Source organism: Streptomyces sp. NPDC026417, assembly GCF_055567695.1.
Genome location: NZ_JBVHPY010000003.1, coordinates 215,050 through 223,208, shown reverse-complemented (window position 1 = coordinate 223,208; position 8,159 = coordinate 215,050). Strand labels below are relative to the sequence as shown.

General features: G+C 70.8%; 8 protein-coding genes. 2 read left to right on the top strand and 6 right to left on the bottom strand.

Features of this window, described 5'->3' with window-relative positions:
* Nucleotides 1-85 precede the first annotated feature (85 nt).
* From ACZ4NT_RS06160 to ACZ4NT_RS06135, 6 genes are all read right to left on the bottom strand, one after another.
* Nucleotides 86-406 (bottom strand): DUF5133 domain-containing protein, encoded by a 321-nt coding sequence (locus tag ACZ4NT_RS06160; protein WP_121408082.1) that lies wholly within the window; start codon nucleotides 404-406, stop codon nucleotides 86-88.
* A gap of 88 nt (nucleotides 407-494) precedes the next feature.
* Nucleotides 495-1,352 carry a SigB/SigF/SigG family RNA polymerase sigma factor gene (locus tag ACZ4NT_RS06155; RefSeq protein ID WP_467723811.1) on the bottom strand — a complete coding sequence of 286 codons (858 nt, stop codon included), beginning with the start codon at nucleotides 1,350-1,352 and terminating at the stop codon, nucleotides 495-497.
* A 610-nt stretch (nucleotides 1,353-1,962) separates the two neighbouring features.
* A complete protein-coding gene (locus ACZ4NT_RS06150; protein WP_467723810.1) occupies nucleotides 1,963-2,409 on the bottom strand; it encodes an ATP-binding protein in 447 nt (148 codons plus the stop codon).
* A gap of 210 nt (nucleotides 2,410-2,619) precedes the next feature.
* Nucleotides 2,620-2,793: a CsbD family protein gene (locus tag ACZ4NT_RS06145; RefSeq protein WP_121408085.1), complete on the bottom strand. Its 174-nt coding sequence runs from the start codon at nucleotides 2,791-2,793 to the stop codon at nucleotides 2,620-2,622.
* Between the two features lie 190 nt (nucleotides 2,794-2,983).
* Nucleotides 2,984-3,634 carry a DUF4360 domain-containing protein gene (locus ACZ4NT_RS06140; RefSeq protein ID WP_121408086.1) on the bottom strand — a complete coding sequence of 217 codons (651 nt, stop codon included), beginning with the start codon at nucleotides 3,632-3,634 and terminating at the stop codon, nucleotides 2,984-2,986.
* Between the two features lie 682 nt (nucleotides 3,635-4,316).
* Nucleotides 4,317-4,838: a hypothetical protein gene (locus ACZ4NT_RS06135; RefSeq protein ID WP_467723807.1), complete on the bottom strand. Its 522-nt coding sequence runs from the start codon at nucleotides 4,836-4,838 to the stop codon at nucleotides 4,317-4,319.
* 116 nt (nucleotides 4,839-4,954) lie between these two features.
* Between ACZ4NT_RS06135 and ACZ4NT_RS06130 the strand changes: the two genes are divergently transcribed.
* Together ACZ4NT_RS06130 and ACZ4NT_RS06125 are read left to right on the top strand one after the other, a co-directional pair.
* Nucleotides 4,955-5,809 (top strand): ATP-grasp domain-containing protein, encoded by an 855-nt coding sequence (locus tag ACZ4NT_RS06130; RefSeq protein ID WP_467723805.1) that lies wholly within the window; start codon nucleotides 4,955-4,957, stop codon nucleotides 5,807-5,809.
* A gap of 142 nt (nucleotides 5,810-5,951) precedes the next feature.
* The gene (locus tag ACZ4NT_RS06125; protein WP_121408089.1) at nucleotides 5,952-7,856 is read left to right on the top strand and encodes an AMP-dependent synthetase/ligase; all 1,905 of its coding nucleotides are present in this window, start codon (nucleotides 5,952-5,954) and stop codon (nucleotides 7,854-7,856) included.
* Nucleotides 7,857-8,159 lie beyond the last annotated feature (303 nt).

Below are 8,159 nucleotides of genomic sequence, written 5' to 3'. Positions count from 1 at the left end.
ACCCCCCCCCCCACCCCCCCCCCCCCCCCTCTCCCCCCCCCCCCCCCCTCCCCTCCCCCCCCCCCCCCCCCCCCCCGGGCCGGTGTCAGTCGCTGAGGACCGGGGTCTCGGCGTCCGGGACGCCGATGCCGAGGCTGCCGTTCGTGATGACGCGGCGTCCGACCGTCGCCCGGCCGAGGGTGCCCTGGGGGTGCGGCGACACCGGGGCGGCAGCGGCCGCGAGCTGCCGGCGGGCGGCGGCGAGCGCCTGGTGCACGTCCCGGGTGCCGGTCGACACGCAGAGCGTGTACGCCAGGTCCTGGACGCGCTGCCCGGGCCTGCCCGTGGCGTCCGCGGGCACCTGGCCGGCGAGGGCCTCGTACTCCTCCACGAGCTTGCGCAGCGTCTCAGGGTGAGGCATCAGCATGTTCGTACTCCTTGGTCACAGGGCGTCGGGGCCGGCCTCTTCCGGCCGGGTGGGGCGGAGCGCACGTACAGGTGGAGCAGCCGGTCGGTCAGGCGGTGCCGGCCGGTCCCGCGGGACCCGGGCGTTCTTCGGCGAGCGCCTCGGCCCGTACGCGGGCACAACTGCTGCTGATGAGCCGGGAGACATGCATCTGGGAGATGCCGAGCTGGTCCGCGATGCGGTTCTGGGTCATGTCCTCGAAGAACCGCATGTACAGGATGGCGCGTTCACGCTCGGGCAGACGGCTCAGCCCCTTCTTCGCGGCCTCGCGGTCCACCACGGTGTCGAAGGAGGAGTCGGCGGCGCCGAGGGTGTCGGCCAGGCTGTAGCCGTCGTCCCCGGCCGGCATCTCGGCGTCGAGGGAGAGCGTGCTGAAGCTCTCCAGCGCCTCCATGCCGTCGGCGGCCTCCTCCTCCGTGAGGCCGCAGTGCTCGGCGATCCGGGCTATGGAGGGCTCGGGAGAGCCCGGGCTCTGGGTGAGCTCTCGCCGTGCGATCCGCACCTTGTTCCGGAGTTCCTGGACACGACGCGGAACCCGCAACGCCCACATGCGGTCACGGAAATGGCGCTTGATCTCCCCGGTGATGGTGGGCACGGCGTAGCTCTCGAACGCGCCCCTCGACGGATCGAAGCGGTCGACCGCCTTGACCAGTCCCAGTGCCGCTACCTGTCGCAGGTCCTCGATGGACTCACCACGGTCGCGGAACCGGCCGGCGATGCGGTGGGCCATGGGCAGCCACGCCTCGACCAGTTCGTCGCGGATGGCGTCGCGCTCCTGTCCCTCGCTCGACTCGGCCAGTCGGGCGAAGGCCGACGCCGTGTCCGGGGCATCGTCGTGCGGCCGCTTGACGGCGGACCTGCTGCGGTCGGGGCCGGCGGAACGGCAGGTGGATACATCGGTGAGCATGCGGTATCGCTCCTCCACGGTGCTGTCTGGTGATGACCGCGGGAGTACAGCGCCGCCGGTCCCCGAGGGACGGCCGAGGCGGCATACGACTCCCGCTGGCGCGCCTCCGGTCCGAAGCACGAAATTCGGTTGCCCTGCCATCCTGCGATCAAACAGACGTGTTCGCACCTTCAGTGAATCGGCCTTCCGGAGGCCGGATCGGGCCCGAAATGGAGGGTGCTACGGAGAGTGACTCCCACCGTTTCCGCGATGCCGATGCGTGTCGGTGGCCGCGCCGGGCAGGCGAGTTGCGCGACCTTCACCCGGGGCAATCGGACAGGGCGTGTTCGGGGTCCGGACACCGGCTGTTCAGGCCGCTGACGGGGCCGTGTCGATGCCCGGCGCTTTCGGCTCGTCTCCCGGCCGCGGCTCCTCAAAGGCGAGCGCTCCGGCGCGAGTTGTGGAGGAACGGCAGAACGGCACTGCGCCGGGCGGCGCAGTTGTGCGCTGCCCGGCGCTTTCCCGCCCGGAGACCGGAGCCGCTTCCGACCGCGAAGTGACCGAATCCCGCCGGGAACCGGAGGCGATTCGGGCCGAGAACCGGAATCGACCGGGCCGAGCCGCAACCGCTTCAGGACAAGGCGAGCGGAACGACCGCGGTGATGCGCTTCCCGGGGTGCAGATGCGCTACTACGACGTCGCGGGCGAGGCGGCAGATGATCGGCCAGCCATGCCCACCGACCCGCATGCGCCCTCGTTCGTCGACCCTGCGTTTCGTCCGGGGCACCTCGTCACTGTGGTCGCTCACCGACAGCCGTACGGCGTGGTCGACCAGGGTCACCTCGAAGTCGGTGACGCCGCCGCCGTGCAGGATCGCGTTGGTGGTGAGTTCCGAGGCCACGAGCAATGCGTCGCTCACGGCGTCGTCGTCACCTCGCGGGTCGATGCCCCGGAACCGTCCGTCGAGGGCGTCCCTGACCGCCTGGCGCGCGTCGGCCGGACTGCTGGGGCCGCTCATGGGCGGGCGGACCGCCGCGCTCGCCGTGCCGGTGGAGTGCGTCCGTTGTTCCCCGCACATCCTTCGCTCCTCAAATTTCGTCGTGTGAATGCGTTGCGTGACCTTGCCTGCGTGTCGTACTCGTGTGACCGCGTCATGCGGATGTTCTTCATCTCCGTGGAATGGGGCGGGACACCGGCACATCCGCCGTTCGATCCGGCCGCCACTCCCGTTCAAAAAGGGCGGGCCCGCCACAGAAACGTGCGGCGGGCCCGGCGGATTCACTGATCATCAGTGCCGAAAGGCGTCCTTGGTCTTTTCCTTCGCCTGTCGGGCGTCACCCTTGGTCTGGTCCGCCTTGCCTTCGGCGATCAGACGCTCGTTGCCGGCCATGCGTCCGATGGCTTCCTTGGCCTTGCCCTTGGCCTGCTCGGTCTTGGCTTCGGCCTTCTGGTTCTCGGACACTGCAGTTCACATCCTTGTAGCTCGACAATGCGATCTGTCACTACGGCTGACCACGGAATGCGGGTCCAAACCCGGACGGCCACGGAATCCGGATCCGTTCCCTCCGAGAGGCGCATCCGAGGGGCCGATATGCGCCGCACCGGTGGGCCTCCCACCGGCTCCGATGCGAAGGAGCCGGTGGGAGAGATGGTCAGGAGTCCGGGCATTCCTTCCAGGCCAGGTGGTAGACGGTGCTGATGTCACCGTCCGTGGAGTCCATGGTCATGAAGCTGGTGCTGCCGGGCGCGGACGTGCCCGCGTTGACGCGGAGTTCGGTGTTGATGTTGAAGTTCCGCTGCACACCGCAGGGCGCCCAGACCAGCTGGGCCCAGTCGGTGGTGTCGGTGGCCTGCCAGTTGTCGTTGTACGGGCCGCGGAAGGGGTGGGTGATCGACGCCGTACTGGGCGACCCCTGGAAGTAGTACGACGCCTTCTCCGTGCTGTTGGCGCCCGGCTGGAGTGCGGCGAAGCCGCGGTAGTCGGCGCTGGCGACCGCGTAGGTGAAGCCCTGCGGCACGTGCACGATCAGGTTCAGCTGACAGTTCTTGCGGAATGCGGTGGGGTTGGAGTCACCGCCGACCTGGGCGAGGTAGTCGCTGTAGGTCACGGTGAAGGCGGTGTTGTCCGGGGAGACGGCGACCGCCGCCGTTCCCTGGGGGCAGCCGGAGCCGTTCACCGTGGCGACCTTGATGACGATCTTGTCCGGGGGCGGGTCGATGATCCCCGAGGACGGGTCGGTGCCGGGGATCGCGGTGGCGAGGAGAGCGGCGACGGCGCCGCTCAGAAACAGTCCACCAGCCATGGGTTGTCCTATCCGTTGCGTCGGTTTTCCAGGGGCACGGAGTGTGTGCGTGCCCCCGTGAATCGGGGGGTGCGGCCGACCGCGTGCGCGGACGGCCGTCGCGGACCAGGTGCAGGGATCGGGCTTGACGTACAGGTCATGCACATGCCAAACAAGGGCATCCGGTCACCCCGGGGCTGTGAAGGAGCTGTGAAGGCCGGGGCGTCCGTATCGTATGGAGGCGCCGGTGCGGCAACCAGAGCGATCTCCGGCCATTCGCGGTCGCCGTCGAATCTGGCCGATTGCCCACGGCGCCGGATCCGTACGCGCGGACCCCGGGCGGACCCGGAAGGACGCGGCGGACCCGGCTGACTCTGGAGGCCCTCCGAACGGCTGGAAGAAGGGATGTGCCCGGCGGGCCGGGCGGATCCAGGCCTCCTGAGCGGAGGCGGGTGGACCCGGGCGGACCGAATGGACCCTGGGCGGCCTGAGCGGACGCGCGTATATCCAGTGGACCCTGGGGTGCCTGAGCGGAGGCGGGTGGACCGAGTGGGCCGGGCGGCCTGAGCAGGCGCGCGTATATCGAGTGGCCCCGAGAGGTAGCGGAGGCGGGTGGGCCCGGCTGACGCAGCGGACGCTGGCATCCCACGAGACCGCCCGCCCCGACGAGCGGCCTCCTGGTGGCGGCGCGAGGAGACTCCGCCTACGCCTCGTCCCCCTCGTCGTCCTCGTCGTCCTCGTCGTCCTCGTCGTCCTCGTCGTCGGAGGTGATCAGCTCCGCTCCCGGGATGCCCAGACCCACGTGAAGGAGGGCCGCCAGTTCCTCGGCGAAGAGGGCCGACTCCGTGAACGCCCGCCTGACGAGCGCCGCGTCGGCGGTCAGCCCCGCGGCGGCCGCCCAGGACAGCGCGCCCGAGACCGCAGGCTCGACGGGGAAGTCCTCCAGCGGGATCTCGTAGCTCTCGGCCGTGTCGCGGTCGAGCAGGCCCTCCCAGCCGCTCCCGTCCTGCGTACGCGCCTCGACGACACCGACGTCACTGTCCAGGAAGGACACCATGACCGCCGGTGTCCCGGTCCTCTCGACCAGGGCGGCCAACGCCCCGGTCCGCGCCTCGGCGAACTCCACCAGCTGCCACCCCTGCGCCAGGGCCTCCGCGTCCTCGACGTCGGAGAAACCGGCCGCCTCCATGAGTCCGCGCAGATCTGCCGTCGTCCGGGTCGCCAAGGACCCTCCCCAATTTCCCATGCGGACGAAGGTAACCGGCGGCACTGACAACCCCCCTCCGGGAGCCGGCCGGGGCCCGGGTAGCGTGCGAACGCGCCCGTCCAGTCAGGAGAGACATGCCCACCACCCGGCCCCGCGTCCTGTACGTCACCGACCTCGCCTATCCGGCCAAGGGGCGCCGGTACTGCGACGAGGACATCCACCTCACCTCCCGGCTGCGCGAGGACTTCGACGTCGCCCTGTGCCATCCCCTCGACGCCCTGTCGCTGATGGACGCCTTCGACGTGGTGGTGGTCCGCAACAGCGGGCCGGTGCTGCACTACCGGGAGGCGTACGAGGCGTTCCGTGCGGCCGCTGCCGAGCGCGGGACGCTGGTGTACAACCAGCTGACGGGCAGGGCCGACATGGCCGGCAAGCAGTACCTGCTCGACCTGAGCGCGGCGGGTTTTCCCGTCATCCCGACCGTCGACCGGCTCCAGGACCTGCACCGGCTCCCCGACGCCGACGAGTACGTCGTCAAACCGAAGGCCGGCGCGGACTCCATCGGCCTCTCCTTCGTGCCGCGCGACCGGCTCGCGGACCTCTCCTACGACGGCGTCCTGGTCCAGCCGCGCATCCCCTTCACGTACGAGGTGTCCTTCTACTTCGTCGACGACGCCTTCCAGTACGCCCTGTACGCGCCCCGGCCCGAACGCCGCTGGGTCCTGGAGCGGTACCGGCCCACCCCCGCCGACCTGGAGTTCGCCCGCCGCTTCGTCGAGTGGAACACCATCGGCCACGGCATCCAGCGCGTGGACGCCTGCCGCGCCCCGGACGGCGACCTCCTCCTGGTCGAGCTGGAGGACCTGAACCCGTACCTCTCCCTGGACCTCCTCGACGACCCGACCAGGGACGCGTTCGTGGCGAGCCTGAAGGCCTCGCTGCACACGCTCGTCGGGACGCCGCGCAGGCCGACGACAATCGCCAACTGACCCGGCGGCCGCGCGAGATGACGATCCGCGCGGCGCTGGTCGGTGATTCCCGGCACAGGGGTCGTCGCTGTGGGCTACATTCGAGATCCTCGACCCAGCGCCTCTCGGTGAGGTCACGTCGCGGAGAATTGCGGAGCGGCGCATGCACCAGTTCGATCTTCCTCCTGTGGCCACGGCCCCCGTGCAGGGAGGACTGGCCGACAGTCTTTTCGACGCGGCGCTGCGTACCCCCGATCTCCGTCAGGTCGCGCGTCGCGCGCCCGGTCCCACCGCGTCCTGGGAGCCGGTGACCGCGGCGCAGCTGCGGGACGAGGTGGTCGCCGTGGCCCGGGGCCTCATCGCCTCCGGCATCTCCCCGGGCAACCGCGTGGCCATCATGGCGCGCACGCGCTACGAGTGGACCGTGCTCAGCCACGCGCTGTGGTGCCTGGGCGCCGAGATCGTGCCGATCTACCCCACGTCCTCGCACGACCAGGTCTCGTGGATCCTCAAGGACGCGGAGTGTGTCGCCGTCGTCGTGGAGGACGAGGGCGGCGTCATGACGGTCGGCTCCGCGTGCGCCTCGCTCCCCCGCCTGCGCCATGTCTGGCAGCTGGACGCCGGGGCGCTGGCGGATCTGGTCGAGCGGGGCCGGGCCATTCCGCCGATGACCGTCGACTCGTTGCGGCGGATCGTGCCGCCGGACTCGACCGCGGTGATCGCCTACACCTCCGGTACGACGGGACAGCCCAAGGGATGCGCGCTGTCCCATCGCGGGCTTGCGAGCCCCTGCGACACCCTGCTGGCGGGCTGGGGGCACACCGCGGCGCCGCCCGGGGAGCAGCCGGCCGTCCTCGCCTTCCTGCCCTTCTCCCATGTGTACGGCCTCATGATCCAGGGGCTGTGCATGCGCGGCGGGCTGCTGCTGGGCCATGAACCCGACCTGAGCGAGGAGGCGCTCTCCGCGGCGCTCCGGTCCTTCCGGCCCACGTATCTGTACGCCGTGCCGTTCGTCTTCGAGAAGATCTACAAGAACTTCCTGCGGACGGCGCAACGGGCCGGCCACGGCGCACTGTTCGAGCGGGCGGTGCGTACGGCGACGGACTTCGCCACGGTCGCCGAGCGGCACCGGCTCGGCACCGGTCCGGCACCGGGCTTCGATCTGCGCCTCCAGCACGCCTTCTACGAGAAGACGGTGTACCGGAAGCTGCGCGCCGCGCTCGGCGGCCGGGTGTGCGGAGCGGTGTCGGGCGGGTCCCCCCTCAACCGTGAACTCGCCCTGTTCTACGCGGGCATCGGGATCTTCGTCCACGACGGGTACGGCCTCACGGAGACCAGCGGCGGGATCACGGCACAGCCGGTCGGCCGGGAGAAGTTCGGCACCGTGGGCCGCCCGCTGCCGGGCACGGACGTGCACGTGGCCGACGACGGGGAGATCTTCGTCCGGGGGCCGTCGGTGTTCCAGGGCTACGTCAACGACCCGGAGGCCACGGCGGCTTCGTTCTTCGACGACTGGCTGGCGACGGGTGACATCGGCCGACTCGACCCCGAGGGGTATCTGACCATCACGGGGCGCAAGAAGGACATCGTCATCACCAGCGGCGGCAAGAGCGTGGCACCCGCCCTGCTCGAAGAGCGGTTGCGCGTCCACCCGTTGATCCACCAGGCGGTCGTCGTCGGCGACAACCGGCCCTGCGTGGGAGCCCTGATCACGCTGGACCCCGCCTTCCTCTCGCACTGGCGCACCGCCCGCGCGCTCCAGGGCGAGACGCCCGGCCGCGAGGTGCGTGAGGAGAACGAACTGCGGGAGGAGGTCAGGCGTGCGGTCGCCGCGGCCAACAGCACGGTCTCGCGCTCGGAGTCGATCCGTGTCTTCCGCGTCCTCGCGGAGCCCTTCGACCTGGCCAACGGGCTGCTCACACCGTCCATGAAGCTGCGCAGGGACGCGATCGTGCAACGGTTCGCGGCCGAGATCGACGCCATGTATCAGACGTCGTCGAGGGCTCCGCGCGAGTACATGCGGGGCGATCCCTCGATCTGGGAGGAGTCGGACAACGTGTTCCGGTGATCCGGATGGGGTCGCACCCGTTCGCCGCGAGGGACGTAGGTGCCCCCGAGGAGGGCCCGCAGAGGTGTCACCCGGCTCCTGACCGGTGCCGTTCCGGTGGTGGTGTTCATGGCCCCACCCTGCGCCCGCGGTGCCGCGCCAGCCAGCTCCCTGGGCTGCGCAGGACCGCCGGTCCTGGTGTGAACACCACCATGGTCGGCGGGAATACGTCGTGGGGGGGGGGGGGGGGGGGGGGGGGGGGGGGGGGGGGGGGGGGGGAGGGAGGGGGGGGGGGGGGGGGTGGTTTGGGGGGGGGGGGGGGGA

Excerpts from the sequence above, each read along its gene's own strand:
- ACZ4NT_RS06125 (WP_121408089.1), top strand. The coding sequence starts at position 5,952 with ATGCACCAGTTCGATCTTCCTCCTGTGGCCACGGCCCCCGTGCAGGGA.
- ACZ4NT_RS06140 (WP_121408086.1), bottom strand. The coding sequence starts at position 3,634 with ATGGCTGGTGGACTGTTTCTGAGCGGCGCCGTCGCCGCTCTCCTCGCC.
- ACZ4NT_RS06130 (WP_467723805.1), top strand. The coding sequence starts at position 4,955 with ATGCCCACCACCCGGCCCCGCGTCCTGTACGTCACCGACCTCGCCTAT.
- ACZ4NT_RS06160 (WP_121408082.1), bottom strand. The coding sequence starts at position 406 with ATGCTGATGCCTCACCCTGAGACGCTGCGCAAGCTCGTGGAGGAGTAC.
- ACZ4NT_RS06150 (WP_467723810.1), bottom strand. The coding sequence starts at position 2,409 with ATGTGCGGGGAACAACGGACGCACTCCACCGGCACGGCGAGCGCGGCG.
- ACZ4NT_RS06155 (WP_467723811.1), bottom strand. The coding sequence starts at position 1,352 with ATGCTCACCGATGTATCCACCTGCCGTTCCGCCGGCCCCGACCGCAGC.